Source organism: Paraburkholderia lacunae (genome assembly GCF_003353175.1).
In the GTDB taxonomy this organism is placed as follows: domain Bacteria; phylum Pseudomonadota; class Gammaproteobacteria; order Burkholderiales; family Burkholderiaceae; genus Paraburkholderia; species Paraburkholderia lacunae.
In genome coordinates this window covers 103396-129522 of record NZ_QHKS01000019.1, presented here as the reverse complement: position 1 = coordinate 129522, position 26127 = coordinate 103396, and the positions used below count along the sequence as shown (strand labels likewise).

Sequence of the window (26127 nt, the reverse complement as noted above, 5' to 3'; positions counted from 1 at the left end):
AGACGGCTGCGGCTGCGGCTGCGGCCGCGGTGCCGCGACGATGCCGTTTGTGCCTTTGCCGGGCGGCGTTGCGCTAACCACGCTTCCCGCGGTGACTTGATCGCTGCCAGATCGGGATTCGACCCCCGCGACGATTGGGGGGCTGTTCATCCCGGCGTCGGCTTCCGCCGTCGCTTTGTCACCTTTAGGGAACAGTAAATAGGAGGCGAATCCCAATTCAACCAGGAGCACCCCGGTTATCAATACCTTGCCTGTATTCGTCATATCTAACTAACGGGTCGTTGAAGCAATTCGATTGACTCATGATAATCGAATGCTCGCGACACACGTCAGAGGGATAAAAACATGCGATCACGTGCGCTGCCGTCAGCGCACGTTGAAGGGGCGACAGGAACGCTTATTTGCACAGCAGAAGCAGGCGTTCCTGGTCCGTGCAGGAGGGGCGTGGTTTCGGCGTGGCTTGCATCGTCGCCGCGTTGATCGCCGCGCTTTTGTTCGCGAGACATGCGCGCAGATGCTTCTCGACCGGCGCGTAGTATCTCCATCCGCGCACGAGGGGCGGCAACTCGATTTTCACCTGCTTCCACTTGGGATGCCCGTGCTCCTGCAGATTGTCGAAGTTGGCGCACAACGAATCGGCGAAGCGGCTCAGCTTGCCGACGGTATCGCGCAGGCCGTAGTCGTAGGTGACGAGAAAGGCCTTGACGGTGAGCGTGGGAACGTCTTCTTTCAGCCAGTTCGGATAGCTGCTCGCGCGGATCGTCGCGGGGAAATACGTCTGCTTCGCGCGGGCGGTTTCAGGTGCAGCGGGATCGACCTTGAGAAGACGGATCTGTTGCAGCAGGTCGGGGTTCATGTCGTTGAAGAGCTTTGCCGGCTGCCCGACGACGATGATCGCGACGTCCACCTTCCTCGCGATCAAGGCGGCCAGCGCATCTTCGTTGCTCAGATGCTGAACGTTCTGTTCCGGGATCGCCTGGCCGAACATCAGGTGATACAAGGTGGTTGCCGATTGAGCGGTGCCGCTGCCGATCAGACCGATACTGATGGATTTGTCCTTGATCTCGGCGAAGGTCTTCAATGGCGAGTCCGAGCGCACCACGACGTTAATTTCTTCGTCGTACAGCGGCATGATGAGGCGCAACGGGCGGATCGCCGTGCCCGCGTCGGCGTTGCCCGCGTTGGCCATATCGATGTACGCCTGGTACACGTCGGATTGCACCAGCGCGAGTTTCACGCCCGGCTCGAAGCGCATGCGCTGCACGTTTTCAGCCGAGCCCTTCGAAGCCATCACTTCGAGGTCGATGCCGGCAGGTCCCGCCACCCATTTCGACAGGTCCTGGCCGATCTGGATATAGGTGCCTCGTTCCGGACCGGTGACGATCTTGTAGTGCGTCGGCTCGGCGACGGCAAACGAAGACATGAGCATCAGCACCAGCCATCCCGCCAGAAGTCTCTTCAGCATGGTCTATCCACCTATCGGTCAGGTTTGAACGGGCGCGCGCGTCGACGCGCGCGAAGCGCCGGTGAGCCGGATTGCCACGTCATGTTCAACGCATTTCGCGTGCAATGTCCGTCTGTTGCCGCTCAGTGGCCACGCGATTGATCGAGAAGTTACGGTCGTCTGATGGGTCGCCTGGCGGCCGAATAGTGGTCAATCAATGGTCATTTAATGGTCGTGAATACGGCTGGGCAATTCGTTATCTCGATGATTTTCTACCGTGCCGGTGCTGTCGCCAAGGTACTGCTGTTCGCCGGCATATCCTTTGGCAGCGGCACTTGCAACTGGGTTTGCGACGGCTTCGTCTGCGGCTGTGTCTGCTGTCTGGCTTGCGCCGGGCCGCTTGCCGCGGCGTGCGAGTTGAGCGGTGCCCAACCGGTTTCGCGAATCGCACGCTCGAGGAGGGTCTTCGCGGTGGCGTTGCCTATGTCGATCGTAAGTGCGTCGTTTGCGTGTTGACGCACACAGGTCCACAACTGCTGCGCGGCGCACGCTTGCGCCGCCTGCAACGCGGTCTCGCGGCGTGCGGTCAACGGCTTCAGTTCGCCCAGCAGATTCTGCGCGTCGGCGTTGTCCGGTTGCAGCGTTTGCGCCGCGCTTAGCGCAGCTTGCGCTGCGCTCAGATCGTTGGCGTGAAAGGCCGCGCGCGCCGCTTGCACGGCTTGAGCGGCATTGCGGAACTGCGGCGTTGACGGAGGTGTTACAGCGACGGCGGGGGCGGACGCGGACGCGGGCGCAACCGGCGGAGCGGCGGTTGCCGGATTAGCCGGCTTGATCGGCTTGGCTTGGCTAACCTGGTTGGGCTGGTTGGGCTGGTTGGGTTGCTTGGGTGACAGTGCAGGTTTGTACAGCGCGATTATTCCCGTCGCCGTCCTCGCGTCCCGATGGGTGTCGGCGCTCTCGTCTGTGTTGCTGGTCTGCCATTCGTGGTTGTCGCTGAATAGTGCATAGCCGACATACGTTAGTCCGATTACGACGATCGACGCGCTACCCATCAGCATCATCCGCACTGAAGCTGCGCGTCCGCCGCTCCAGTGCGGCGGATTGGCGAGCGGTGGAATGGGTGCATCAGGCGACGTGAGGATCGGCGCCTGCATCTCGGCCTCGACCCGATCGGCCTCGCCAAGGCCGGCGTCCTGGCCAGTGTCGTGGCCGGTGTCGGCCAGCGGCGTCGATTCGAAGCTGCTCTTTGGCGTCGATTTGTTCATCGCGCTCGCGCGGCTGCTGGGAATCTCGACGCGCTTGTGCGGGTCCCCTTCGAGCGGATGTATCGCGCCGCAATAGGGGCAGTAATCGACCTGCCGGTACAGCGCACCGCCACAGCGTTTGCAAGGCGTCGGAAAACTATGGCCGAGTAGTGTCTGGGTGGACATGCTGTGGACCCACCTGTGGGAAACAATGCCGGTACGGCATGCTCCAGATCGTGCTGAGGCCGGAGCAATGTCGGCGGAAATCACGATCCACATGCGCTGAAGAACGTCGGGCTCAAGCCCTTGTTATGCAGTGCCACTGCTTTAAATTACCGCTTTAAATATGTGGCGTTTCCGTGAGAACGTCAATCGACGTTCTCACCTACTTTTTGTGCGCAGGCGCACATTTTGTCGGTACGTGTCGGTACGACGACACACGGTGAAACACCGCATATGTCGGCAGAACGAATGAGCCGCGCGTTTTTTTCACAGCGACGGCGCAACTGCGGCGTGATGATGCGGCTGCACGATTAGTAGGACGAAAGCGTGATGATCAAAGTATGGCGATCAGGCAGAACGAGGTCGAAGCAGGGCGCGTTCGACCTCGCGATTCAGGGGCGCGGCGGCGCAGCCCGATAGCGGATCACTGCTGGCGCAGCGGATGGTCCTTCAGGAACCACGCGAGTGCGAAGGCGAGCAGCACCACGCATGCCGCCGACAGATAGACCGTGTGCAACGCACCGGCAAACGCTTGCAGATAATCGTCGCGCAGTGCTTGCGGCAGGTGGTGGATCGCGGTGGGCCCAAGCGCGTGCGGCAATTCGGTGTCTGGAGGAATCAGCGTTTCGAGGCGCGCGGCGAGACCATTCGAGAACACCGCGCCGAAGCCGGCCACGCCGATCGAGCCGCCGATCGAGCGAAACAGCGTCGCGCCCGACGTGGCTACGCCAATGTGCTTCGTCTCGACGGAATTCTGCACGGCGAGAATCAGCACTTGCATCACCATGCCGAGTCCGCAGCCGAGAATGCCCATGTCGATATACATCACTTGGATCGGCGTGGTGAGTTGCAGGCGGGCGAGCAGCAGCATCGCGACAGCCACGAGGAGCGTGCCCGCAATCGGAAACATGCGGTACTTGCCGATCTTGCTGATCATGCGGCCCGTCACCATCGACATCACGAACAGGCCGCCCATCATCGGCAGCATCTGCGTGCCTGCTTGCGACGGTGTCGAACCTTTGACCACCTGCAGATACAGCGGCAGGAACGTCACCGCGCCGAACATCGACACGCCGACGATAAAGCTGATCAGGCTGCTCAGCAAAAAAGTGCGTTGCCTGAAGAGTTCAAGCGGCATGATCGGTTCGACGGCGGTCCGCTCTTCGTGGATGAAGCCCCCGATCGCCACCAGTCCCATGCACAGCGTGAACCAAAGTTGCGGCGACGACCACGGCAGGATCGTGCCGCCCTGGCTCGTGAACAGGATGATGCAGGTCAGCGCGCCGGCGAGAAAGGCGGCGCCCATGTAGTCGATGGTGTGCTTCACATGGCGGACGTGCGGTTTGAAGACCGCGCCGATTACCACCAGCGAGATCACCCCGAGCGGCAGGTTGATGTAGAAAATCCAGCGCCACGTCAGGTGCTCGACCAGGAAGCCGCCGAGCAGCGGACCGACCACCGTCGCCAGACCGAACACGCCGCCGAACACGCCTTGAAAGCGGCCGCGCTCGGCCGGCGGTATCACGTCGGCGATGGCGGCCATGGTGACTACCAGCAGACCGCCGCCGCCGAGTCCTTGCAGCGCGCGCAGTACGATCAGCTGGGTCATGTCCTGCGCGATGCCGCATAACGCGGAGCCGACCAGAAACAGCACGATGGCGGTTTGCAGCACGATCTTCCGGCCGAACAGATCGCCGAGTTTGCCGTACAGCGGCACGACGATCGTCGAGGTGAGCAGGTACGCGGTCACCACCCAGGACAGATTGTTGAGGCCGCCCAACTCGCCGACGATGGTCGGCAGCGCCGTCGAGACGATGGTCTGATCGAGCGCGGCGAGCAGCATGACGAGCAGCAACGCCGGAAACAGCAGACGGATCGGCGGGTGACCGTTCTCGTGCGCCAGCTCGGCGGCTTGAGTCGTTGTAGATTGGTTCATGGCACCACTGCGTTGAAATTAATTAATTCGAAAGTTAATATATGCGACATCCCTTTAGTCGTCAAATTGAAAGTAATGACCCGTAATGCGTCCGATGAGCAGGGCTTCAACAGCGCGGCGGCCCGGCGGCCGGGGAGGCCGTCAGGCGCCGCGCGCGGTCCGCAGCAGCGCGGCCGGCTACTGGACGCTGCGCTGGCGCTGTTCGCGCGGCAGGGCATCGTCGACACCACGCTCGGGGCGATTGCTCGCGAGGCGGGTTTCACCCCGGCGATGGTGCATTACTACTTCAAGACGCGCGATCAGCTGCTCGACGTGCTGATCGACGAGCGTTTCGTCCCGCTGCGCGCGGCGCTGAGCGGCCCGTTCCAGGACAATCCCGACGATCCGGTGGCGGCCATCGCGCAACTTGCGCAGCGGTTCGTGCAGGTCGCGGCAGACAATCCGTGGTTCCCGTCGCTGTGGGTGCGCGAAGTGATCAGCGACGGCGGCTTGCTGCGCCAGCGCATGCACGAACGCTTCGGCGACGCGCAGCAAAAGGCGGCGTTGTCGTGCATCGCGCGCTGGCAAAAGGAAGGGCGTCTGAATGCGGAGCTGGAGCCGTCGCTGGTGTTTGTCAGCTTGCTCGGGCTGACGATTCTGCCGTTGGCCACCTTGAAGCTGTGGCGTGACGATCCGGTGCGCCGCAATATCGGCGGCGAGGAGATCGCGCGGCATGCGGTGGCGCTGCTGACGCACGGCCTCGGACCGCGGCGGTAGCCGGTTGCGTTTAGCGTGGTTTGTGCGCGCCGCGATTCTTTTTCCACACTTCGTAAGCCGCTTTTGTCGCGTCGTTCGGCGGGTACGTGCCGGGTAGCGCTGCGCCCGTGCGGATGCGGCCGGTGAGAAATTCTTCGAGTTGCTCCTGTTCGGCGGCAGCTTGCGCGATTTCGGCGGCCATCTCGCGCGGGACCACCACCACGCCGTCCGCGTCGCCGACGATCACATCGCCGGGAAACACGGCTACGCCGCCGCAACCGATCGGCACATTGATATCGACCGCATGGTGGCGAATCAGATTCGGCGGCGCGCTCGCGCCCGCGCAGAACACCGGGATGCCGAGCGCGGCAATCGTCGTGCTGTCGCGCACCGGGCCGTCGGACACCATGCCGGCCACGCCGCGGACCTGCAAACGCTGCGTCAGTATCGAGCCGAACGACGCGCTGCCGCGCTCGCCGCGGCAATCCTGCACGAGCACATGGCCTGCCGGAATCGTCTCGACGCATTTGCGCTGCGCGTACTCGGGATTGGCAAACAGGTCGAGCACGTCGATGTCTTCGCGCGATGGGATATTGCGCAACGTGAATGCCGGTCCGACCAGATTTGCGCCGCTGTATGGGGCGAGTGACGCGACGCCTTGCATGAAGGTATTGCGCAAGCCGCGCTTGAATAGCTGGGTGGTCAGCGTGGCGGTGCTGACATGGCGGAGCGCTTCGAGTGTGGCGGAGTCGAGATCGGACATGGTGTCGGGCGGCCTCAGGTGGGGAAGCGAAAAGATGGCGATCAGCGGCTGATTACATTGCGGGCCGCAGCGCGGCGGTCGAACGCAACCGATGCGGTCTCGCGGACACGATGATAGCGCCACCGCCGAGGGTGGCGCGACAGGCTTTCTATAGACGATAAACGAGCCGTGGCGTGAAACCGGCGAGGCACGCAATGTGCTCCCTCACGAGTGGATGCGCAGAGTGGATGTCCACGCCGCGCGGGAATGGCCGCACTGAACGCCACACCGAGCGCCGTCCTGCGGGCGTCGCAAGAGAACACTGGATGTCGGAACAGATGCCGCGCGGGCCGCTACGTGTCATACCGTGCAACCGGCTTTGCGCGAGCTGCGTCGGCGAATCGGGTGTCGGCATCGGCCGGTCATTGCCTCACATTACAACGATGCCGAGAGTCGTTTTTTCATCGACGTGAAATTTTTGCGCGGTAGTGTGCGCGGCGCGTTGCGCTCGGGCCATGCCTTACAATCGCGAGCCTGTATGCAACTCGCCGTGTGAATGCGAGTCCGAACCATGAACAGCAACACCCATACCGTAGCCGCCGGGTTCCGCGGTCAACCGCAACAACAGCAGGGCGATACGCTGGCCGCGTCTGACGGTCTAACCGGTTTTAAAGAGCAGCAACGGAAAATGAACGGAGCATTGAGACTCGATCAGGCCACGATCGTGCTCGTCGAAGACGACCCGGATAGCCGGGAATCGCTGACTTTGTTACTCGAAGCGGAAGGCGCGCGTGTCGTCGCGGTGGCGGATGCGGAAGAGGGCGTCGAGGCAGCGCTGCGCGTGTTGCCCGATGCCGTGGTGTGCGACCTCGAATTGCCGGCCATGGACGGGTTCTATCTGATCCAGCGGCTGCGCGATCACGAGATTCGCGGCGATCACGCGCCTTCGGTAGCCGTGGCGCTGACGGGCCACACCGACGACGCTTACCGGCTGCGCAGCATCGGCGAAGGTTTCCAGCATTTCATGACCAAACCGGCGTTGCCGGAAGACCTCGTCACGTTGCTGCACGACGCGATCGACGCCCGCGCCGCGGGCTGATCAGTCTGGCGGCTGCGATTTCAGGCCCGATTTCAGGCCCGATTCCAGGCCGCTTCGAGTTCGACACCAAACGGTTTCCAGCGCCTTGACACTGGAAACCGCGACGGCCAATCCCCGCCACTACTCGCCAAGCTCCGCTCTTATTTAGCGGCGGCCACCGGCGTTGCCGAACCAGCCGCAGAGGCGGCGCCTTCCTTGGCCTGACAGGCGGAACACAATCCCTTCAATTCGATTTCATCGCTTGCAAGGCTGTAGCCCGCGTCTTCGATTTGCGCGACCAGCGCCTGGCGCAGCTTCGGCTGATGCAGTTCGGTGACGTTGCCGCATTGCTGGCAGACCACCAGAATGCCGTGCTGGCATTGGGTCAGATCGTGGCAGACGGTGAACGCGTTGATCGATTCGATCCGATGCACGAGCCCCGCCGACAGCAGAAAGTCGAGCGCCCGATAAACCGTGGGCGGCGCCGAGCCGGGATGAATCTGCCGCATGTCGTCGAGCAGCGAATAAGCTTTGGTGGCGCGCCCGGAATTCAGCAGCAATTCCAACACCTTGCGGCGGATCGGCGTGAGCTTCTCGCCGCGCTCGCGGCAATATTCTTCGGCCAGCACGAGGGCGGCCTCCTGCGAAGCGCCGTGCGTCTGCCCTGGCCCATGAGGATGAGCGGTGGTGGCGGGTGTGGCTTTGTCGGCGATTGCAGCGGGCTTGGCGGTCTTCATGCGTCGATTATAAAGGCCATCGCGGCTGGCTGTGGCAGGGCGGCAGCATGGCGATGGCGGCCGCCCGAACAGTGGCTCAGGTCAGCGGGAAGTCGATGTATTTCTTGAAACCCGGACGCGTTGCAAGGCGCGAATACCAGCGCTCCAGATTCGGCAGAGCGGGGCGTTCGATACCGTCCAGCCCGAACCAGCGTTTCGCGTACGCGCCGATCACGATATCGGCCAGCGTGAACTTCTCGCCTTCGAGAAAGAAGCGGCCTTGCAGATGCGTGTCGAGCAGCCGCCACAACAAGGTGACCGCTTCGACGTCGGCGGCGAGTTTGGCGGCGTCGCGCGCGGCGGCCGGCGTGCGCACGATGGCCCAGAACACCGGGCGCTCGGCGGGTTGCAGCGTGGAGAGCGACCAGTCGAGCCAGCGGTCGATGCTCGCGCGCAGTTTCGGCTCGGACGGGTACAGGAGGCTCGATGCGCCATATTGCAGCACCAGATAACGCAGAATCGAATTCGATTCCCACAGCGCGAAGTCGTCGTCGACCAGCGTCGGAACCTTGGCCGTCGGGTTCATCGCGAGATAGTCGGGTTCGTTGTTGCGGCCGAATTGGAGGCCTGCGTCGATGCGCTCGTACGGCAGTACCAGTTCATCGCAACACCACAAAACTTTCTGGACGTTGACCGAATTGGCGCGTCCCCAGATCTTGATCATCCGGTGAATCCTTTTTTCTTACAGTTGGCGAGCCGCGCACCTCGCGCGGCGTTCAACCGGTAACGATACACGAGGCCGCGGCTTTGCGACGCGTCGGGCCACGCGCCCCGAACCACATCGGAGCGCAATCCGCGCTGCCCGCTACGGTGCAATCCGCCGTGCCGGCAACGCGTGCGCGTTGCGTACAATGAGCGCACCCGAATCCGACGAGGCACCGCATGGCCCGCATTGTCCCCGACGACTGGAAGAGCCTCGCCGCCACCGGCGCAGCGGCACGCGAACGCGAAACGCTCGCGTTGCTGGAACACGCGTTGCCGCACGATTACACCGTCTATCACGGCGTGCACTGGACCCGGCTGAATCAGAACTTCTCGGTGTTCGGCGAGGCCGACTTCGTGATTGTCAGTCCGTCGGGACGCGTGATGATCGTCGAGCAGAAAACCGGCTTCCTGCGCGAGACGCCGAAGGGGCTCGTCAAGGTCTATCTTCAGACGGAACGCAACGTGGCGATCGCGCTCGCGCACACCGTCGAAGGGATGCACCGGCGCTTTACCGCCGCGTTCGGCGCGGGGACGTATTTCATCGAAGAGCTGTTGTATTGTCCGGACCACATCGTCAAGGATGCGGCGATCGCCGGCGTGAATCCCGCGCGCATCGTCGACGCGACGCGCCGCGACCGGCTCGCGGCGATCATTCGCGACGCGTTGCCCGCGGACGAGCCGCGCCTTGCCTGCGCGCCGAAGATCCACCAGTTTCTCGCCGACGAACTCGCGCTCACACCCGACACTAGCGCGCTGCTCGGCCAGGCCGGCACGCTCGTCACGCGGCTGGCCGGCGGTCTCGCGACATGGGCGCGGCGGCTCGAGTTCTCGCCGTTCCGGCTGCGCGTGATCGGCACGGCCGGTTCCGGCAAGACCCAACTGGCGGTGCAGGTGATGAAGGACGCCGTGGCGCGCGGGCAGCGGCCTTTGTACGTGTGCTTCAACCGGCCGCTCGCGGATCACATCGTGCGGGTCGCACCGCCCGAGGCGAAGGTGGCGAACTACCACCAGCTATGCGACTGGATCGCGCGCGACGCGGGCCGCGAGCCGGATTTCCGGGCCGGCGACGTGTCCCCCAAGGGGACTTCCTCCGGGGCGTTCGACCAGCTCGAAACGATTTTTGCGCAAACGCCGATCGACGCGCGCTGGCAGTTCGACGTGCTGATCGTCGACGAAGGGCAGGATTTCCAGCAGTCCTGGGTGGCCGCGCTCGAACGCCTTTTACGGCCCGGCGCCGCGTGGTGGTGGCTCGAAGACCCGTTGCAGAATCTGTATATGCGCGAGCCGGTTACCTTGCCCGGCTGGACCACGCTGAAAGAGACCACCAACTACCGCAGTCCGCGCGACATTCTCGACTACGTGCGCGACGTGGTCGGCTCCTCGGTGCCGGTCGCGGCGGGGCTCGGGTCGGGCAGTCCGTTCGACGGCTCCGAGATTTCGCTGTCGGCCTATGACGAAGCGAACGCCGTCGAGGGCAGCATCGATGCAACCAAGCGCGCGATCACGCAGGCGCTCTCGCTCGGGTTCCGCAAGCAGGATATCGCGGTGTTGTCGTTTCGCGGCCGCGAAGGCTCGGCGATGAGCGCGCAGGATCACCTCGGGCCGCATCGGCTGCGCAGTTTCACCGGCAAGTACGATCTGTTCGGCAACCCGGAGTACCGCGAAGGCGATGTGCTGTTCGAGTCGATCTATCGCTTCAAGGGCCAGGCGGCGCCGTGCGTGATCCTCACCGAGGTCGACTTCGATGCGTTCGACGAGCGTACCGCCCGCAAGCTGTTCGTCGGCGCCACGCGCGCGACGATGAAGCTGATCGTCGTCGCGTCGCAACGGGCCGCGCGGCATCTGCGTCCGCGGGACGGCAAAGAAGCGACAGAGACCAGCGACGCGAAAGAAGCTTAGGGCCCGCGCTCAGTGCCACGCGCGCGCGCTGACCAGCGTGCCGGTTTGCGTGTGCGCGTCCCACCAGATCACCCGCAACAGCGGCGCCTGCTGCGCGATCAGTAGCGCCTGCACCGGATCGCTTTCGACAAAATGCGTGACGCCGCCGCGCAACGCCGCGCTGGCCTTGTGAGCGGCGGCGCCGGCGGGGCTTTCGTCGTGCGTGTCCGGCGTGCGCATGACCAGTTGCATATGACCGAAGCCGTGCCGGGCGAGCCATGCCTCGGTGCGCGCGCGATCCAGTTCCGGCCGGCCGGTGATGATGGTGCGAACCCGCTGCAAATCGATGCCGGGCAGCGCCTCGAAAGGCAGCAGTGCGTCGCGTTCGGCGAGCGCGGCGGCCAGATCCTCGTCGTAGCGCGCAAGCGGCACGTCGGGCAGCAGAATGCCGTCGAGGTCGATCGCGTAGGTCGCGTATTCATGATCGTCGGCCATCGCAGGCGCGGCGCCTGCTTCGACGCGCTCCCAGTCTGCGCGATAACGCTCGGTGTACGCCTGACGCTCCCACGGAAACAGCGCGAAGTAGCCGCGTGCGTCGATCGCGTAATCGGGTTGAATGCGGCTCAGGTCATCGACCGCGCCGGTCAGGGTCTTGACGTCGAGGCCGTGCCGTTCGAGAAACGCGATGCAGTCGGCCAGCGTAAAGCCGCGCCCCGCGATGTCTTCGCATAGCAGCACCCTGGCGCCCGCGGGCGGGATCGGCAGCGTCGAATCCCAGGCCGCCGTGCGAGTCTTGCGGTCGTAGCGCAGAAACGCCACCGGCGTGCCCGCCGCATGCGACACCATCAGCGCGAGCGGCGCGCCGCCACGCAGTATGCCGATCGCCATCGTGAAGCGCTCCGCCAGCAACGCCGGTTGCAGCGATTCGATCCAGTGGTCGAGTTGTTCGTACGTCAGGGGCAAAACCGGCTTGTTCATGACTCTTGATGCATCGTGTTGCCAAGGCGTGGCGGGCGTGATGTCCGCGGCGGACGTCGCGCTGCGGCGCGGGCGCGCGCCCTCGTTTTTGAGGCAAGGAAATTTGACGATATTATGCATGCGGTTCAAAGATCGCGCGTTGGGGTTGACGCGCGTCGCCGGTTGGAGCATTCCGCGGCCGGCGACGCAGCGGTCTGGACAAGGGCGGCAGGCGCACTGAATCGGCGGGAGTCGAGGCCGTGCGAAGCCGCCCGCAAAAAGCAAATAACGGAACAAGAAAGCCAATGACCAAAGTGAGCGCAGGGATGTACGGCAGGAAAAGAGCGTACTGGATGCTGGCAATGGGCCTGAATTTCGCGCTGGCCGCGTGGGGCGCGCAGGCGCAGTCGTTAGCGCTCGATGTGACGGGCAAAATCGGCAAGAGCACCGACGCCGCGCACCGGGCGTATCACTTCACCGAGGCGCAACTGCTCGCGCTGCCCGCCCATTCCATTACGACCGCGACCACTTGGACTGTGCGTTCCACCTTCACGGGGCCGTTGCTCGCGGATATCCTGAAGACGGTCGGCGCGTACGGCAGCGAAGTGGAGCTTCATACGTTCGACGACTACACGTACACCGTGCCGGTATCGGACTGCGATCGCTATGGCGTGATCGTGGCCTACAGCATGAACGGGCAGCGTCTGAAGATGAGCGACTTCGGGCCGCTGTTTCTTATCTATCCGCGCGACGCGTTTCCCGCAGAACTCGCGGGCGCCTCGGGCGACTCGAAATTCGTATGGCAGATCAAGGCTCTCATCGTCAAATAGCGCGCAGTCCATTGCGCCGTTTCCTCTACGTGCTGATCTGGCTGACCGCGCTCGCGGCGCCGGCCGGCGCGATCGGCTACCTGCTGTACGCGAACCTGCTCAATCCGCGCGCCACTGAACAGTTGACCGGCACTTACGACGGTTTCTACTGGGACGCCGCGCAATTGCAGATTGCCTACGCGCGCTTCGAGAACCAGCTGCTGCTCTATCAGTCGGGTGTCGATGACGACTATCCGCGCTTGATACTGCACTACCAGCTGCTGCAATCGAAGCTGCACGTGATTGCCGGGTCGACGCGCCGGCTAACAGCCCAGCTCGCGCTGCTGCAACGGCAACGGGACGAAATCCAGTCGCTCGATCATCTGCTGGGCGGTATCGGGCCCGAGGTCGATGCGTTGCCCAGCGATCGCAGCCACGCCAACGAGATCGTCGCGGCGTTGCGTGCGCACTGGAACGAGGTCAACGATCTCGCGTTGAGCCGACGTTTCGCGGATGTGGCGGACCGCGAAGCGATGAACCGCGATTTCATCGACAAGCGCCGCCTGCTGTTCGCCGGCGGACTGCTGCTGCTGTTGCTGTCGGCGGCGGCGACCACGCTGCTGGTGCTCAACGGCCGCCGCCGCACGCGCCTGATGCATCAGCAGCATGCCGCGCTCGAAGCGGAGCACCAGGCGAGCCGCGCCGCGCGCGAGGCGAGTCTCGCGAAGGATGCGTTTCTCGGCATGATCAGCCACGAACTGCGCACGCCGTTGCACGCGATCGTGTCGTCGATCGAATTGCTGGGCTTCAACTTTCATTCCGAAGCCGACCGCAAGGTGATCCAGCGGCTCGAAACCGCGGCGCGTCATCTGGAAGCGCAGATGAAGGACCTGACCGACTATGCGCGCCTCGGCGCCGGCAAGCTCGAGTTGCGCCACGAACATTTCGAGCCGCGCGAGCTGCTGGCGTCGATCGTCGACGAGCATGCGATGGCGGCGGCCGCGCGCGGTCTCAAGCTCGAAAGCGAAGCGAGCGGCGTGAGCGGCCTCGTCGATTCCGATCCGCACCGCGTCCGGCAGATCGTCAACAACCTGGTCACCAACGCGATCCGCTATACGGAAACCGGCACGGTGCGCCTGCGGCTGAAGCAACGGCCGGCGGCGCTGATCTTCGTGGTCAGCGATACGGGGCCGGGCGTGCCGAGCGCGCAGATTCCGCTGATCTTCCAGGAGTTCACGCAGCTGGATGCGTCGCGCACGCGCCGCTTCGAGGGCGCGGGCATGGGGCTGACGATCGTGCAGGGACTGGTCAGGCTGTTCGGCGGCTCCGTCGACGTGGCAAGCACGGTGGGCGAGGGCACGACCTTCACGGTAACGATTCCGGTCACGCCGGTCGCGGCCGCGGCGCCGCCGGACGTGGCGACGCACGCCGAACCGGGCGGCGCGCGGCCGTGCGTGCTGATCGTCGACGACAACCGGCTGATTCGCGAGTCGCTCAGCGAAATGGTCGCGCACATGGATTTCGACGCGCACGCCGTCGCCAATGCCGATGACGCGCTGGCGTGGCTCGACGCCCGGCACTGCGACGTGGTGTTGCTCGATCTGCACATGCCGGAGCGCGACGGCTATACCTTTCTCGCGGACTTCGCCGCGCGCGGAGGGCCGTCGGCGGGCGTGCCGGTGATCGTGGTCAGCGCTTATGCGCCCGAGCCGGGTGCGCGGGGTGTGCTAGGTGTAGCGGATGGGCAGGGGCAGGTGCAGGGCGGAACAGCCGGGTCGCAGCCGTTTTTCGATGCGTTATTAAAGCCGGTACATTACGAGGAACTGCGCAGCGCGTTGCAGCGTGCATTGGCTTCGCGGCATATGGCGTGATGCGGCGTCCCGGGTTCGCGCAGGGAGGTGGGCGTCAACCTGAGCCGCACCTTCAGCCGCTTGCCGGCGCGTCAGGGCCGGTTGAGCCGCTTGGACAGATCGGCGACGAGGATCGCCATGCGCGCCGGCTTTTCATAGCAGGCGACGTCGTAATTGCGGATGACCTGGCTGATCTCCGATTCGCTGGCCTTGCCGGTCAGCAACTCGCCGGTCAGCACGAAAATCGGCGCGTCCGGATTCTCCGACGCGCGCACCGAGCGAATCGCCGCTGCGGAAGTTTGCGAGCCGAACAGCCAGTCGATCACCACGCCGTCGAAGACCTGCGTTTGCAGTTGCTCGCCGAATGCCGCGAGGCCGTAAATCGCTACCGCGGTGAAACCGCTCCGCTCCAGGTAGTCGCGCAGATTGTCCGCGGAGGCCTGATCGTCGTCGACCACCGCGATGGTCGGCTTATCGGTTTCGGCGCGGCGCGGATAGATCTCGATCTTGTGGACTTCGTACGCGCTTTGGTAGAGCGTGCCGTCGTGACGCGCGACGCGCCATTGGCCGAGCTTCGAGTAGGCGACGAATTCCGGGCGGCTGCCCGGTTCGAGCGCGGCGCCCACCCACGCGGTGCAAGCCAGCTCGAGCGCGCCGATGCAGAACACCGCTTCCTGGGCGATTGCGCCGACCATGCCTGGATCGAGCGACTGCGCGCCGAACAGTTGCGCGGCGGGTTCGCCATACACCTCGGCGACCTTCTTGATCTGCGACAGGGTCCACGGGCTGTTGCCGCGCAGCTTGCGGTGTCCCTGCGAAAAACTCAGATCGAGGATGCGGCATAGTTCCGTGGTTTGCTGGCGTTTGCCGATGCCATGCCGGCTCATCAACTCGCGCACACGCTCGGCGACTGCGATGGAGTCAGGTGAGTTCGTTTCGTTGGCCATACTGCGTGAGAATCCGCTGTCTTAAAGGGTGGCTCTGGGGAGCGCGATACGATCGCGCAGCATTGCCATGCGTCGGCAAGGCTGCGCGCGGGACAGCAAATGTATCAAAAAAAATATCGCAGACTGTAATTTTGTTTGACCGTCGCCGAGCCGGTCGGGGCGGGGCTCGAAACGGACAAATTCGGCGACTCGCTTATGCGTTCCGAATCAAATGTATTTTACCGATGAAACCTCGCCGCATCTGTAGAGAAATATGTCGGATTTGTCCGGACATGTGCGACGACGCGCTTCGCCGAGGCCGCTACGCCGTGTGTATCGCCGGCGCGCGCCCCATGCAGATCCCATGCATGTCCCCACGCGGGTTTTTACTCCGCGGGCATTTTCTCGAGTTTGGCCGCCGAGTTTTTCAAACCTTTGAAGATGCGCTCGGCGACCTTGCCCGGGAACCGTTCGGGCAATTCGGCCGAGACCCGTTCGATGACCTCCGGCGTCTGTTCGATCAGCCGCTGGATTAGCGGCTCCGCGTTCGCGCCGTATGAGCACTTCAGCGCCATCGTGTTGAAGTGGCGCCGCTGCACGTCGCGGAACGCGTCGTGTTTACTCCTCGACCACATCGCCATGGCAAGCTTGGCCTTGAACCATGACCACTGGTTCGGGCCGTTGCCTTCCACCGGCCAGATCGACATCACGTCGTAAAGCGGCGTCAGGCGGTACTGTCCGCCCGGCAACAGGCGAATGCTGAAGTTCTTCGCGTGGCCGTCCGGCGCCGCCAGCAGCCAGAACAGGATCTGGCTCGCCAGCAGCGTTTCGAGATCCTGCTGCGCGCTCACCGATTGCTGGAGAATCCGCGCGAGGTCCAGCACGCCCGGGCCGCCCTCGTTTTCGTATTTGCGGTGCGACGGCACGCCGTACACCTGGCAAAAATCTTCCTGCGGCAGACGCAGCAACCATTGCCCGCTCGAATGCAATTGCCGGTCGAAGCGCTCGACACTCAGCACCCGCTGCTTGCCGAAAGTCAGGATCTCGGTGTTCGCGACCGGCAACCCATAGGCGCGCAGAATCCGCAAACACAGCCATTCGTTTTCGACCGAGGTGCTGAGGTCGGCCAGCCGGTTGCCTACCAGTCCGAGCGGCAGCTTGAAGATATGCGTGGTGGGCGTGGCGCCATGCGGCCGTTGCCACTTGCCCTCGTGCCGAAGCAGCGCGGTTTTCTCCTGGGCGCCGGCGAGCGAGATGCGGAAATCGTCGGCCTCGTCGGGCGTGCCGAGCGCCGGATTGCCGACGGTGCGCGCCAGCATGGTCTCGATTTCGCTGTCGGAAAGCGGCGTGCCTTCGATCCGCTCGACGCCGACCGGCGCGTCGTCTTCGGCGAGCAGCTGGACGGCGCCCACGCAATCGCGGCCGATGGCTTGCAGCAGATCGAAGGCGTCCAGCGTTTCGGTCTGGTAGCGTTGGGCGATACGCTTTCTGATCGCCTCGCTGTCCGGCAGCAGATTGTCGAAATAATTCAGCACCCGCGGTCCTTTGAGCGCGCTGTTGCTGGGCGTGAACGGCAGTGACAGCGAAAGCGGGCGGCCTGCGGCCGATGCGACCCAGGCGGGATCGTAGGCGAACTCCATGGAGCCGCGGGTGGGAATGCGCCAGGCGCCGACACGTGCGCCGTTGGCCCACACCGAAAGCGCCCGCGAATGGGTTTGGCGGCCCATGCTTACCACTCGACCAAAGGCGCCGGCTCAGGCGCCGGCTGGGTCTTGTCGCGTACCTGCAATTGCAGGCCGTAAGCGCCGCACAATGCCAGCAACTGAGTGAGGGTGAGGGCGGCGGCATCGGTTTCCAGCGCCGAGATACGGCTCTGGCTGACGCCGATCCGTGCGGCGGCTTCCGCCTGGGTCAGGCCCGCCTGCCGCCGGCCGGCGGCAAGCAACTGGGCCATCTGGTCCGGAGTGGCGACGAGGTGGATCATGGCAAATTATCCGCTGGACGAATAAATGCACTTTATGCGTGTGGCAGATATTTGTCAATTATTCGTGTGGCGGATATTTGCAGAATATCCGTTTGACGAATAAACGACAATTATCTGTGCTGCGAATAATGGTTGTCTATCGACAAGGCACATATCGCATCCGCTGCCCGTCAGCGCCAAAGCTGCCGCCGTCCGGTTCTCCCGGGCGCGGCAGCATTGCAGACAAGCGAGCCGCCTGCGAAGATTAGGCCCACGCTTAAAACCCGTCCGAACACCCGCCCGCCCGATGACCACGACTTACCCGCTGCATGCGAGTTTCACCCGTGCCGACCAACGGTTCCCGAGGTTCGCCGATGTCGTGATCGCCGGCGCCGGCATCATGGGCTGCGCCGCCGCCTACTATCTCGCGCGACGCGGCCTCTCCGTGGTGGTGCACGACAAATCGCGCATTGCCGGGCAGCAGTCGTCGCGGGCGTGGGGGTTCGTGCGCCAGCGGGGCCGCGAAGCGGCCGAAGTGCCGCTGATTGCAGCGCTTCTTCGACGGCACGATGCAGCGGCCTCGCAGCATGCTGTAAAAAAATTTCCCCTTCACTCTTCGCGCGACTCATGAACGAACCGACGCTACGCCACACCGGAGTGCCGTACTACACGCAATGGGGCAGCCCTGAATGGGTGCGCCACATTGTCGAGCAACAGGGCGACCCGTGCGACGATCCCGGCTGGCAGCGCAGTGGTTTCACCGAGCCCGAGCGTTACCGGTTCTGGGCCAAACGGCTGTGCGGCCTGACATGTCTCGAATCGGCGCTCGACTACTGGCGCATCGAACACGCGCCGCGCGCGGCGTTGCTCGACGAAGCGCTGCGCCGCGGCGTGTACCGGATGCGCGACGACGGCGGTGTCGACGGTCTGATCTACCGGCCATTCGCCGACTGGACCGGCGAGGCGTTCGGCATTCAGGTCGAGGTATTGCCGCAGGCGCCGCTCGAAGAGCTGGCCGCGCGCATCGATGGCGACACGCTGGCGATCGTCTCCGTGAGCCCGGAGATCCGCTATCCCGAACGGCCCAATCGCCGCCAGGGCGGGCATCTGATTTTGCTGCACGGGCGCGACCGCGGCGGCGCGTGGTTTCACAACCCGTCGGGCGTCGCGCCGCATCAGGCGGATGTGTATTTGCCGTTCGCGACGATGGCGCGTTTTTACGCCGGACGCGGCATGACGCTGACCCGCGCCGCGCGCTGATGTTCGAGCCGCGCGACCATGCCGATAGGTACGGCGGCTATCTGAGCGAGCCGGTCAGCGACACGCCGACTCCGGCATCATCTTCGTGCGCGTCGCGCAACGCTATCCGCACGGCGAACTGGGCCGCGATGAAACGCTCGCCAACGAATCGGTGACCGGCACGCACGCAACTGAAAGCAACTGAACGCAACTGAACGCAACCCATCGCAAGGACTCGACAAACACGCCTATGACCCGCCCGACCACGCAGATTTTCGACGCCGCCGCCACCGCGCGGCTGATTCCGTATGCGGCGCTCGTCGACGCCTTGAAACGCGCGACCATCGACTATGCGCGGCAGCGCATCGCGAGCCCTGAGCGCCTCGTCGTGCCGCTCAACGACGGCGGTATCATGCTGTCGATGCCGGCCACCGCGCCGGATCTCGCGATCCACAAGCTGGTCAATGTGTGCGCGAGCAACGGAGCGCGCGGCTTGCCGACGATTCACGGCCAGGTGATGGCCTTCGACGCCGACACCGGGGAGACGCTCTTCATTCTCGACGGGCCGACGGTGACCGGAAGGCGCACGGCGGCGATGTCGATGCTCGGCATCGAGACCTTCGCCACCATTGCGCCGCGTGAATTCCTGCTGATCGGCACCGGCACGCAGGCCGTCAACCATCTGGAAGCGATTGGCGAGCTGTATCCCGACGCGCGCGTCTGGGTGAAGGGCAGTACGCCCGCACGGGCCGAAGCGTTTTGCGCCGCGCATCGCGAGCATGGTGCACAGGGTGCTGATGCACGCGACCCGCAGCCACTGGCGGATCCTGACGCGAACATTCCCGAGTCGATCGACGTCGTGATTGCGCTGACCACCAGCAAGCGGGTCGTCTACGACGAAGCGGCGCGTCCGGGGCGGCTCGTGATCGGCGTCGGCGCGTTCACGCCGGCGATGGTCGAGATCGGCGCGCGCACGATCGCGGGCAGCGCGCTTTTTGTCGACGACGAAGCCGGCGCGAAGCACGAAGCCGGCGATTTCATCCAGGCGGGTGTGGATTGGGCGCAGGTCGGCGGAATTGCCTCGGCGCTGGACAATGCCGTGTCGATGCCGTCGGGAAAACCGGTCGTGTTCAAGAGCGTCGGCTGTGCGGCGTGGGATCTGGCGGCGTGCCGGGTCGCGCGCGAAGCCTTGTCAGGCGGCTGAACGCGGGTCGCCGGAAGGCTTTAAACATCCCTTTAAAGTCCTGGCAAGGACTCGGCGAGCGCGAGTCAAGTCCTGGCAAAAGGCTCGGCAAGCGTGTGCTTCACCGGAGCAAGTTGGCATATTGCGCCAACCTGCGGCACATGTTGCCGTGCAAACAATCTCAAAACGTTGCACCATAGACGTTTGCCAGAAAAAAGTGCCGGTCAGCCGGCGCTTTCGCCTTTTTCTGTCCCTTGACCGACGCCCTTTCTTCACGACGTTGCGACCGCGCTATGACGACTAAACACGCTTCTGCCACCCCCGACCTGCCGCTCGACATGATCATTTTCGGCGGCACCGGCGACCTGTCGTTCCGCAAGCTGCTGCCGGCGCTCTACATGGCGCATCTGCACTGCAACCTGCCGCCGGACACCCGCATTCTCACGATCGGCCGCAAGCCCTGGTCGCGTGAGGAGTACATCAACGAATTCATGGAATCGAAGGCGAAGCCCTTCATCGAAAAGAAAGCCTTCGATAGCGGCGCCTGGGACAAATTCCTGTCGCTGTTCGAGTACGTGCGCATGGACGTCGACTCGATCGAAGACTACGAGCGCCTGAAAGCGGTGTCGCGCCCCGGCGTGAGGCGCGTGTTCTATCTCGCCACGTCGCCGGATCTGTTCACGAATATTTGCGACAACCTGGCTGCGGCGGGGCTCGTCGACGGGAATTCGCGCGTCGTGCTGGAAAAGCCGCTGGGTCACGATCTGGCGTCGGCGCAGGAAATCAACGTAGCGGTCGGCAAGCATTTCAGCGAAGCGCAGATCTACCGGATCGACCACTACCTCGGCAAGGAAACGGTGCAGAACCTGATGGTGCTGCGCTTTGGCAACGCGATTTTCGGGCCGCTGTGGCAGGCGCCGTATATCAAGCGCGTGCAGATCACGGTGGCCGAAGAGGTCGGCGTGGGCAGCCGCGCGGGTTTCTACGACAAAACCGGCGCGCTGCGCGACATGGTGCAGAACCATTTGCTGCAGCTGCTGTGCATCGTCGCGATGGAGCCGCCGGTGTCGCTCGATCCGGACGCGGTGCGCGACGAAAAGCTCAAGGTGTTGCGCTCGCTGCGCCCCATGACGCCCGAGGATATCGCGCGCGATACCGTGCGCGGCCAGTACACGGCCGGCGCGGTGAACGGCGAGCCGGTGAAGGGCTACCTCGAGGAAGACAACGTGCCGCCCAACAGCCACGCCGAGACCTTCGTCGCGTTGCGCGCGTATATCAACAACTGGCGCTGGGCCAACGTGCCGTTTTTCCTGCGCACCGGTAAGCGCATGCAGAAAAAAGTGTCGGAGATCGTCATCGAGTTTTCCGAGCTGCCTTTCTCGATCATTCCGAGCGGCGGGCGCAACTACGGCAACCGTCTCGTGATCCAGTTGCAGCCGGAGGAATCGATCCAGCTGCAAATGCTCGCGAAGGAGCCGGGCAGCGGCATGCACATGCTGCCGGTGAATCTGAACCTCGACTTGCAGCAGGCCTTCACCGAGCGCCGCGCGGAAGCCTATGAGCGTTTGCTGATCGACGTGATTCGCGGGCGCCTGACGCACTTCATGCGCCGCGACGAACTCGAAGCGGCGTGGGCATGGGCCGAGCCGATTCTGGAAGGCTGGAGCAAATCGGGCGAGCGGCCGCGCGGCTACACGGCAGGCACTTTTGGACCGGCGGCGTCGACTGCGCTGATGGCGCGGGAAAATGCGGTGTGGGCGGAAGAGTCGCAGTAAGCGGTTCTTCGGCGTGACAGGAAGGTGGTAATGCAAAGGCGGCCGCGCGTGAGCGGGCCGCCATTATTTTTTGCAGGGTTGCGCCGTCTCATTACGCCCCTCCGACGGCCTCGCGACGCCTCCTCGACGGCAACTCGAATTACGGCAAGGAGATCGTCAGCGTAGCCGATTGCGGCCCGAGCTTGACCACTTGCGAATACGGCGCGAGCGTGCGCAGCGTCTGATCGCGCAGATACGTGTTCAGGCCGAGGTAAGCCAGCAGCCCGACCAGCGCGAACACCGCGCCGATCGACCACAGCGGCACCTCGCGCTTGAGCCGGTGCGCGACCTGGTCCGGCAGCGGCCAGTGCGGCGCGAACGGCGCGCGCTTGCCCTTCATATGCGCGATTTCATCGCCGATACGCGCGGTCAGATACGCGAGCTTCTCCGGCCCTTCGAGCAGATACTTGCCCTGAAAGCCGAGCAGCAGACACATGTGAAACACCTCGAGAGATTGCAGCCGGGCGGCGCCTTGCGCGCGGCATTCCTCGAGATACTGAAAGAATTTCTCGCCCGCCAGCTGCTCGCCGAACAACACCAGCTGCAGCGGACGGCGCTCCCAATCGGTACGGATTCTGAACGTCGACGACAACACCGATTCGTCGATCGCCGCGCAGAAAGCAAACTTCGACGCGTACAGGTCTTCCGCCGAGGCGTTGAGCTTTTTCGCGCCGCGTTCGAAGTCGCCGAGAAACTGCTGGATACGCTGGCTGAATTCGTGCGCGTCGCCGGGCTCGCGGCCGTTCTTCAGCAGGAACAGCATGAAGAAGCCGTCGTACAGCAGATCGAGCAGCGAGCGAGCCTGGTAGCTCGGCTCGGCGGCGGGGGCGGGCGTCGCGGCAGGCGTGCTGCCGCCAAACAGGGAAGGCGCGTAGCTCATGATGTGACGGCGATCAGTTCGAGTTGAAGATCGTTGATGCCCGACGGTGCGTAGATCATCGCCGATTGGGCCTGCAACATGCGGTCATACAGCGCGCCGCGCGATTCGAAGGAGAAGTAGCATGCGCCCGGCCGGACCGGAATGGCCGGCGGCACTTGCGGCGTATAGACGAGCCGCACACCCGGCATTGCCGAGAGCACCAGTTTGTCGACGTCGTCCGGTGCGCCGACCTTGAAGCGCGCGGGCACGGCTTCGACGAGTTCGGCGGTCGGCATGTCCGCCGACACCGCGATATAGAACATGGTCTTGTCGTCGATCTTGCCCGAGTCGAGCCGGCCGGCATGGAACGACGGCCGTACCTCTTCCAGCGCGATCGCGAAGTAGCGCGTCGAGATCACCGTTTCGAGCAGATCGCGCAGGATCGTGTCGAGCCGCGCGAAGCCCGGGCCCGGATCGTCGTGCCGATAAGCGGGCAGATCGGACAGCGCATAACCCTTCGAGAACGTCATCAACTGGCCGGCAAGACGCAGCAGCTCCTGGAACAGGCGCTCCGGATGCAGCGCCGGGTGCTGATACAGATGCGCGAGCGACGCGAACGCCGCGCTCGCGGTGTGCAGCAGCCAGAACGACGCGATGTCGCCGGAACGGAACTCGATGATGTTCTTGGTTGGCTCGCGGTGAAAACCGTACAGCGCATTGACCTTGGCTTGCAACGCGTCGATCAGTTGACGCAGCCGCTGGTGCAGGATCGCCGATGCGTCGATCGCGAGGCAGGGCGGCACGAAGCTGTCGTCGATCTCGAAGCCGGAAGTAGCGGTGCGGCGCACGCGCACGAGCGGCACCGACAGCAACTGGTCGCGCGGCTCGCTATGCGCAATGAGTTTGACGCTGGTCTTCAGGAAGGTGATGTCGGCTTCGGCGGCGTCGGTGAAATGGTCCGGCACCGGCGTCTGCTCGCTCACGTAACGCGACACGAAGCCCGCGTTGCTGTCCTGCGAATAGTTCGCGCCGGTTTCGCGCAGCGGATGCAGCGCCAGATAAAAGATGAAATCGTTGATGCCGTCGGGCAAGGTGTCCAGCGCAATCGGCGGCGGCAGGCCGTCGGCTTGCGGCGCGGAGTAGAGCGCGCCGTCCGGAAACACCAGCGACAGTTCGCTCGCGCGCAGCACATTGCTGCCGAGCGCATCGCGGTCGAAGCGCACCGAACGCACGCCCCAGTTGTATGGCTGGATCGCCTGAATCGATTCGAACAGGCGTGCTTCGTGATAGGCGTCCTGACGCTGAAAATGCTGCGGCCTGAGAAAGAGGCCTTCCCCCCAGAGCACTTTTGCGGAATAACTCATCTCAAACCTGTTATATGCGTTCAGCTTGTGACGCGCCCGGTGATAACCGATTCGAGCGCCGCATTGTTAATTCTCTAAAAACTGTTAAATCGTATTTGCCCGGCATCTTTAACCGCAACTCACGGAAGAGAGCATATTCAACGGTTGCGCAGGCAATCCCTGTTCAGGCGGGATCACTGTGCCGTTGGTCACCGTCATTGCGCAGTTATGCAGGCCGACCATTATGCCGGATTTCTCCGACTTCGCCGGATCGAAGGCGAATTTCCAGCGCTGCATCGCAGGATCGCGGAATAGCGCGACGATACCGAATGCCTGCGCTTCACGCGAGACTTTTTCAGTGACAACGTAGCGCTGACCCGGGATCAGCGTCACTTCACGCACATTCAGCAAATCGCCGCCGAGCGTGGTCTTTTCCTTCTCCGGATCCGTAAAAGCGTCGAATGGCGCCTGCTGGAATGAAGTGGGGTCCTTCAGCACGTAAAGCCGTACGACTAGCGCCAATGGGCGCTTATCATTGGCGGCATTCAGATTCGGCGCGGCATACAACGTGAGCCCGACATTGCGCGGCGGCTTTTGCGCATCGGGCACATCCGGCTTACCGAGGCCGCTGGCCTGCAAAGCCGCGTTGGCAGCGGCTCCCAGCACGGTCACGCCGGCCGCGCAGCCGCCCAGAAGCGCGCATGCGGCGGCGTTTGCAATCAACAGCGATGCACGGCGAACAAGACGCGAATTCATATACATCGACCGGCTCGACGCCGTCCCCCCGTCAAAACACCAATAACGAAACCAATCGGGCAATTCGCGGCAATCTGTGGCAGCGCTATGCAGTGCAATGCCGTTTTATGCGAAGCGCATTACCGTCACAATACTTTCATGTTGGCTGCCGGCCGAGCGGAAATTTTTTCCGTTCTCTGCTTTGCCGCTATTGCGCCAGGAAACAATTTCTGCATGCATCATTTAAATTTTCCGCATGCGGTTTTTTTGTGCAATGCTTCTTCACACGAAAGTTGAATTATCGAAAATTGGCCTGTACTATACCCGCGCACTTGAAGCAAAGCAAAACTCCGGTTTCTCCTTGAATTAAAAAATTCGCACGTCGGTGAAAAACGATGAATGAGCGTCTGTTAGTAAAATTATCTGGGGTAGTGTTGGCATGCGGCGTGATTGCCGGCTGCGCGACACAAGGCAACAATACAGCGACCACACCGGAGGCTTTTAATAAGCAACTCGCGGACGCCGATACCGTCGCCAAGGGCGGTGATCAGGATCGCGCAATCGCGCTTTATCAGCAACTTTCCAAGTCCGATCCGACCCGCGAAGAACCGTGGTCGCGCATCGCGCAGATCCAGTTCACGCAAGGTCATTACGGCCAGGCCATCGTCGCCGCGCAAGAAGCGCTGCAACGCGATCAGACCGACCGTCAGGCGAAGAGCGTTCTGGCTGTAGCCGGCCTGCGCGTCGCCACGCAATCGCTCGGCGAATTGCGTCAGGATGCGTCGCTCGCGGGCGATGCGAAGTCCGACGCGCAAGCGCTCGCCAAGCAACTGCGCGACACGCTCGGCGAAGCCACGTTGTTCCCGCCCGATCCAAACGACAAACCCGCGGTCAAGAAGAAGCGCATCGTTCGCCACGTTGCGAAGGGCAAGCCCGCAGATGCGGCGGATACGGCCACCACCAGCGCGGCGGCTCCGGCTGCTACGCCTGCTGCTCCGGCAGCGCCTGCGGCACCCGCGCCGGCCGCTGCGGCACCTGCCGCACCCGTCAAAGCCGCAAAGAGCGGCGGTGCATCCGATCCGTTCAGCGCACTGCGCTGATCCACATGCCTGATTCATCTGCATCCGGGAGCCGACGATGGCGAAAAAAGAAAGCATTCAAAAACGCTTGCAAAAAGTGCGGCCGCCCCGCGTTCAATTGACCTATGAGGTCGAGCGCGGCGATGCGATTGAAATAAAGGAGTTGCCGTTCGTCGTCGGTGTGGTGGCCGATCTGGCGGGGCAGTCCGAAGTCGAACAGCCGAAGCTGCGCGATCGCAAGTTTGTCAACATCGATCGCGACAATTTCGACGACGTGATGAAAGCGATCGAACCGCGCGCAGCGTTCCAGGTTGAGAACCGCCTGAGCGAAGCCGGCGGCAAATTCGCCGTCGACCTGCGTTTCAAGTCGATGGCCGATTTCGATCCGGATGAAGTGGTCGCGCAAATCGAGCCGCTCGCGCGCCTGCTCGAAGCGCGTTCGAAGCTCGCCGACCTGCGCAACAAGCTGGCCGGCAATGACAAGCTCGAGGATCTACTGAGCGAAGTGCTCAACAACACGCAGCAGTTGCACACGCTGGCGAAAGAGCAGGGCAACGCAGCGGACCAGCACGCCGGCGTGCCGGATCATGACAAGCAGGGCGAATAAGTA

24 protein-coding genes are annotated in these 26127 nt (G+C 63.5%); 11 read left to right on the top strand and 13 right to left on the bottom strand.

What is annotated here, in order from left to right:
- Nucleotides 1-397 precede the first annotated feature (397 nt).
- The 3 genes from DLM46_RS26195 to DLM46_RS26185 form a co-directional block, all read right to left on the bottom strand.
- A complete protein-coding gene (locus DLM46_RS26195; RefSeq protein ID WP_115105337.1) occupies nt 398-1465 on the bottom strand; it encodes a TAXI family TRAP transporter solute-binding subunit in 1068 nt (355 codons plus the stop codon).
- A gap of 251 nt (nt 1466-1716) precedes the next feature.
- The gene (locus DLM46_RS26190) at nt 1717-2874 is read right to left on the bottom strand and encodes a zinc ribbon domain-containing protein (protein ID WP_208866331.1); all 1158 of its coding nucleotides are present in this window, start codon (nt 2872-2874) and stop codon (nt 1717-1719) included.
- A 460-nt stretch (nt 2875-3334) separates the two neighbouring features.
- Nucleotides 3335-4846 (bottom strand): MDR family MFS transporter, encoded by a 1512-nt coding sequence (locus tag DLM46_RS26185; protein ID WP_115105336.1) that lies wholly within the window; start codon nt 4844-4846, stop codon nt 3335-3337.
- A gap of 75 nt (nt 4847-4921) precedes the next feature.
- Between DLM46_RS26185 and DLM46_RS26180 the strand changes: the two genes are divergently transcribed.
- Nucleotides 4922-5602, top strand: coding sequence for a TetR/AcrR family transcriptional regulator (locus DLM46_RS26180; protein WP_115105335.1), 681 nt, complete (start codon nt 4922-4924; stop codon nt 5600-5602).
- Nucleotides 5603-5612: 10 nt separating this feature from the next.
- Here the strand turns inward: DLM46_RS26180 and DLM46_RS26175 are convergent, their stop codons facing one another.
- Nucleotides 5613-6344 (bottom strand): ribonuclease activity regulator RraA, encoded by a 732-nt coding sequence (locus DLM46_RS26175; RefSeq protein WP_115105334.1) that lies wholly within the window; start codon nt 6342-6344, stop codon nt 5613-5615.
- 550 nt (nt 6345-6894) lie between these two features.
- Here DLM46_RS26175 and DLM46_RS26170 point away from each other — a divergent pair.
- Nucleotides 6895-7422: a response regulator gene (locus DLM46_RS26170; RefSeq protein WP_115105333.1), complete on the top strand. Its 528-nt coding sequence runs from the start codon at nt 6895-6897 to the stop codon at nt 7420-7422.
- Between the two features lie 140 nt (nt 7423-7562).
- On the opposite strand, the gene DLM46_RS26165 is transcribed toward DLM46_RS26170, so the two are convergent.
- Together DLM46_RS26165 and DLM46_RS26160 are read right to left on the bottom strand one after the other, a co-directional pair.
- A complete protein-coding gene (locus DLM46_RS26165) occupies nt 7563-8138 on the bottom strand; it encodes a Fur family transcriptional regulator (protein ID WP_115105332.1) in 576 nt (191 codons plus the stop codon).
- Between the two features lie 76 nt (nt 8139-8214).
- Nucleotides 8215-8841, bottom strand: a complete 627-nt coding sequence (locus tag DLM46_RS26160; protein ID WP_115105331.1) for a glutathione S-transferase family protein — start codon at nt 8839-8841, stop codon at nt 8215-8217.
- A gap of 218 nt (nt 8842-9059) precedes the next feature.
- On the opposite strand from DLM46_RS26160, the gene DLM46_RS26155 reads away from it, so the two are divergent.
- A complete protein-coding gene (locus DLM46_RS26155) occupies nt 9060-10781 on the top strand; it encodes an ATP-binding domain-containing protein (RefSeq protein WP_115105330.1) in 1722 nt (573 codons plus the stop codon).
- 9 nt (nt 10782-10790) lie between these two features.
- Here the strand turns inward: DLM46_RS26155 and DLM46_RS26150 are convergent, their stop codons facing one another.
- Nucleotides 10791-11738 carry a phosphoribosyltransferase gene (locus DLM46_RS26150; protein ID WP_115105375.1) on the bottom strand — a complete coding sequence of 316 codons (948 nt, stop codon included), beginning with the start codon at nt 11736-11738 and terminating at the stop codon, nt 10791-10793.
- Between the two features lie 284 nt (nt 11739-12022).
- On the opposite strand from DLM46_RS26150, the gene DLM46_RS26145 reads away from it, so the two are divergent.
- Entirely contained in the window at nt 12023-12547 is a 525-nt protein-coding gene (locus DLM46_RS26145; protein ID WP_115105329.1) for a putative pterin-binding protein, read from the top strand.
- Entirely contained in the window at nt 12517-14397 is a 1881-nt protein-coding gene (locus DLM46_RS26140; RefSeq protein ID WP_115105328.1) for an ATP-binding response regulator, read from the top strand. The genes DLM46_RS26145 and DLM46_RS26140 overlap by 31 nt, the downstream gene beginning before the upstream one ends.
- A gap of 71 nt (nt 14398-14468) precedes the next feature.
- On the opposite strand, the gene DLM46_RS26135 is transcribed toward DLM46_RS26140, so the two are convergent.
- The 3 genes from DLM46_RS26135 to DLM46_RS26125 all read right to left on the bottom strand — a co-directional run bounded on the left by DLM46_RS26135 (nt 14469) and on the right by DLM46_RS26125 (nt 17286).
- Entirely contained in the window at nt 14469-15323 is an 855-nt protein-coding gene (locus tag DLM46_RS26135; RefSeq protein ID WP_115105327.1) for a helix-turn-helix domain-containing protein, read from the bottom strand.
- A gap of 365 nt (nt 15324-15688) precedes the next feature.
- Nucleotides 15689-17029: a type II toxin-antitoxin system HipA family toxin gene (locus tag DLM46_RS26130; protein WP_115105326.1), complete on the bottom strand. Its 1341-nt coding sequence runs from the start codon at nt 17027-17029 to the stop codon at nt 15689-15691.
- A 2-nt stretch (nt 17030-17031) separates the two neighbouring features.
- Nucleotides 17032-17286 (bottom strand): helix-turn-helix transcriptional regulator, encoded by a 255-nt coding sequence (locus DLM46_RS26125; RefSeq protein ID WP_115105325.1) that lies wholly within the window; start codon nt 17284-17286, stop codon nt 17032-17034.
- 286 nt (nt 17287-17572) lie between these two features.
- Between DLM46_RS26125 and DLM46_RS26120 the strand changes: the two genes are divergently transcribed.
- The 4 genes from DLM46_RS26120 (at nt 17573) to zwf (ending at nt 21462) form a co-directional block, all read left to right on the top strand.
- The gene (locus DLM46_RS26120; RefSeq protein WP_279635226.1) at nt 17573-17896 is read left to right on the top strand and encodes an FAD-dependent oxidoreductase; all 324 of its coding nucleotides are present in this window, start codon (nt 17573-17575) and stop codon (nt 17894-17896) included.
- Nucleotides 17893-18525: a C39 family peptidase gene (locus DLM46_RS26115; RefSeq protein WP_115105324.1), complete on the top strand. Its 633-nt coding sequence runs from the start codon at nt 17893-17895 to the stop codon at nt 18523-18525. Before DLM46_RS26120 ends, DLM46_RS26115 begins: the two co-directional genes overlap by 4 nt.
- A 229-nt stretch (nt 18526-18754) precedes the next feature.
- Nucleotides 18755-19708 carry a bifunctional Delta(1)-pyrroline-2-carboxylate/Delta(1)-piperideine-2-carboxylate reductase gene (lhpI, locus tag DLM46_RS26110; RefSeq protein WP_115105323.1) on the top strand — a complete coding sequence of 318 codons (954 nt, stop codon included), beginning with the start codon at nt 18755-18757 and terminating at the stop codon, nt 19706-19708.
- 272 nt (nt 19709-19980) lie between these two features.
- Nucleotides 19981-21462, top strand: coding sequence for a glucose-6-phosphate dehydrogenase (gene zwf / locus DLM46_RS26105; RefSeq protein WP_115105322.1), 1482 nt, complete (start codon nt 19981-19983; stop codon nt 21460-21462).
- 139 nt (nt 21463-21601) lie between these two features.
- On the opposite strand, the gene DLM46_RS26100 is transcribed toward zwf, so the two are convergent.
- From DLM46_RS26100 to tssJ, 3 genes are all read right to left on the bottom strand, one after another.
- The gene (locus tag DLM46_RS26100) at nt 21602-22381 is read right to left on the bottom strand and encodes a DotU family type IV/VI secretion system protein (RefSeq protein WP_115105321.1); all 780 of its coding nucleotides are present in this window, start codon (nt 22379-22381) and stop codon (nt 21602-21604) included.
- Complete coding sequence (gene tssK, locus DLM46_RS26095; protein ID WP_115105320.1) at nt 22378-23724, bottom strand: type VI secretion system baseplate subunit TssK; 1347 nt, start codon at nt 23722-23724, stop codon at nt 22378-22380. Before tssK ends, DLM46_RS26100 begins: the two co-directional genes overlap by 4 nt.
- Nucleotides 23725-23832: 108 nt before the next feature.
- Nucleotides 23833-24459: a type VI secretion system lipoprotein TssJ gene (gene tssJ / locus DLM46_RS26090; RefSeq protein ID WP_115105374.1), complete on the bottom strand. Its 627-nt coding sequence runs from the start codon at nt 24457-24459 to the stop codon at nt 23833-23835.
- A 374-nt stretch (nt 24460-24833) separates the two neighbouring features.
- Here tssJ and DLM46_RS26085 point away from each other — a divergent pair, with 374 nt between their 5' ends.
- Nucleotides 24834-25538 carry a tetratricopeptide repeat protein gene (locus DLM46_RS26085; RefSeq protein WP_115105319.1) on the top strand — a complete coding sequence of 235 codons (705 nt, stop codon included), beginning with the start codon at nt 24834-24836 and terminating at the stop codon, nt 25536-25538.
- A gap of 37 nt (nt 25539-25575) precedes the next feature.
- The gene (tssB, locus tag DLM46_RS26080; protein ID WP_115105318.1) at nt 25576-26124 is read left to right on the top strand and encodes a type VI secretion system contractile sheath small subunit; all 549 of its coding nucleotides are present in this window, start codon (nt 25576-25578) and stop codon (nt 26122-26124) included.
- The last annotated feature ends 3 nt before the right edge of the window (nt 26125-26127 follow it).

Excerpts from the sequence above, each read along its gene's own strand:
- DLM46_RS26195 (WP_115105337.1), bottom strand. The coding sequence starts at position 1,465 with ATGCTGAAGAGACTTCTGGCGGGATGGCTGGTGCTGATGCTCATGTCT.
- DLM46_RS26190 (WP_208866331.1), bottom strand. The coding sequence starts at position 2,874 with ATGTCCACCCAGACACTACTCGGCCATAGTTTTCCGACGCCTTGCAAA.
- DLM46_RS26185 (WP_115105336.1), bottom strand. The coding sequence starts at position 4,846 with ATGAACCAATCTACAACGACTCAAGCCGCCGAGCTGGCGCACGAGAAC.
- DLM46_RS26180 (WP_115105335.1), top strand. The coding sequence starts at position 4,922 with ATGACCCGTAATGCGTCCGATGAGCAGGGCTTCAACAGCGCGGCGGCC.
- DLM46_RS26175 (WP_115105334.1), bottom strand. The coding sequence starts at position 6,344 with ATGTCCGATCTCGACTCCGCCACACTCGAAGCGCTCCGCCATGTCAGC.
- DLM46_RS26170 (WP_115105333.1), top strand. The coding sequence starts at position 6,895 with ATGAACAGCAACACCCATACCGTAGCCGCCGGGTTCCGCGGTCAACCG.
- DLM46_RS26165 (WP_115105332.1), bottom strand. The coding sequence starts at position 8,138 with ATGAAGACCGCCAAGCCCGCTGCAATCGCCGACAAAGCCACACCCGCC.
- DLM46_RS26160 (WP_115105331.1), bottom strand. The coding sequence starts at position 8,841 with ATGATCAAGATCTGGGGACGCGCCAATTCGGTCAACGTCCAGAAAGTT.
- DLM46_RS26155 (WP_115105330.1), top strand. The coding sequence starts at position 9,060 with ATGGCCCGCATTGTCCCCGACGACTGGAAGAGCCTCGCCGCCACCGGC.
- DLM46_RS26150 (WP_115105375.1), bottom strand. The coding sequence starts at position 11,738 with ATGAACAAGCCGGTTTTGCCCCTGACGTACGAACAACTCGACCACTGG.
- DLM46_RS26145 (WP_115105329.1), top strand. The coding sequence starts at position 12,023 with ATGACCAAAGTGAGCGCAGGGATGTACGGCAGGAAAAGAGCGTACTGG.
- DLM46_RS26140 (WP_115105328.1), top strand. The coding sequence starts at position 12,517 with ATGGCAGATCAAGGCTCTCATCGTCAAATAGCGCGCAGTCCATTGCGC.
- DLM46_RS26135 (WP_115105327.1), bottom strand. The coding sequence starts at position 15,323 with ATGGCCAACGAAACGAACTCACCTGACTCCATCGCAGTCGCCGAGCGT.
- DLM46_RS26130 (WP_115105326.1), bottom strand. The coding sequence starts at position 17,029 with ATGGGCCGCCAAACCCATTCGCGGGCGCTTTCGGTGTGGGCCAACGGC.
- DLM46_RS26125 (WP_115105325.1), bottom strand. The coding sequence starts at position 17,286 with ATGATCCACCTCGTCGCCACTCCGGACCAGATGGCCCAGTTGCTTGCC.
- DLM46_RS26120 (WP_279635226.1), top strand. The coding sequence starts at position 17,573 with ATGACCACGACTTACCCGCTGCATGCGAGTTTCACCCGTGCCGACCAA.
- DLM46_RS26115 (WP_115105324.1), top strand. The coding sequence starts at position 17,893 with ATGAACGAACCGACGCTACGCCACACCGGAGTGCCGTACTACACGCAA.
- lhpI (WP_115105323.1), top strand. The coding sequence starts at position 18,755 with ATGACCCGCCCGACCACGCAGATTTTCGACGCCGCCGCCACCGCGCGG.
- zwf (WP_115105322.1), top strand. The coding sequence starts at position 19,981 with ATGACGACTAAACACGCTTCTGCCACCCCCGACCTGCCGCTCGACATG.
- DLM46_RS26100 (WP_115105321.1), bottom strand. The coding sequence starts at position 22,381 with ATGAGCTACGCGCCTTCCCTGTTTGGCGGCAGCACGCCTGCCGCGACG.
- tssK (WP_115105320.1), bottom strand. The coding sequence starts at position 23,724 with ATGAGTTATTCCGCAAAAGTGCTCTGGGGGGAAGGCCTCTTTCTCAGG.
- tssJ (WP_115105374.1), bottom strand. The coding sequence starts at position 24,459 with ATGAATTCGCGTCTTGTTCGCCGTGCATCGCTGTTGATTGCAAACGCC.
- DLM46_RS26085 (WP_115105319.1), top strand. The coding sequence starts at position 24,834 with ATGAATGAGCGTCTGTTAGTAAAATTATCTGGGGTAGTGTTGGCATGC.
- tssB (WP_115105318.1), top strand. The coding sequence starts at position 25,576 with ATGGCGAAAAAAGAAAGCATTCAAAAACGCTTGCAAAAAGTGCGGCCG.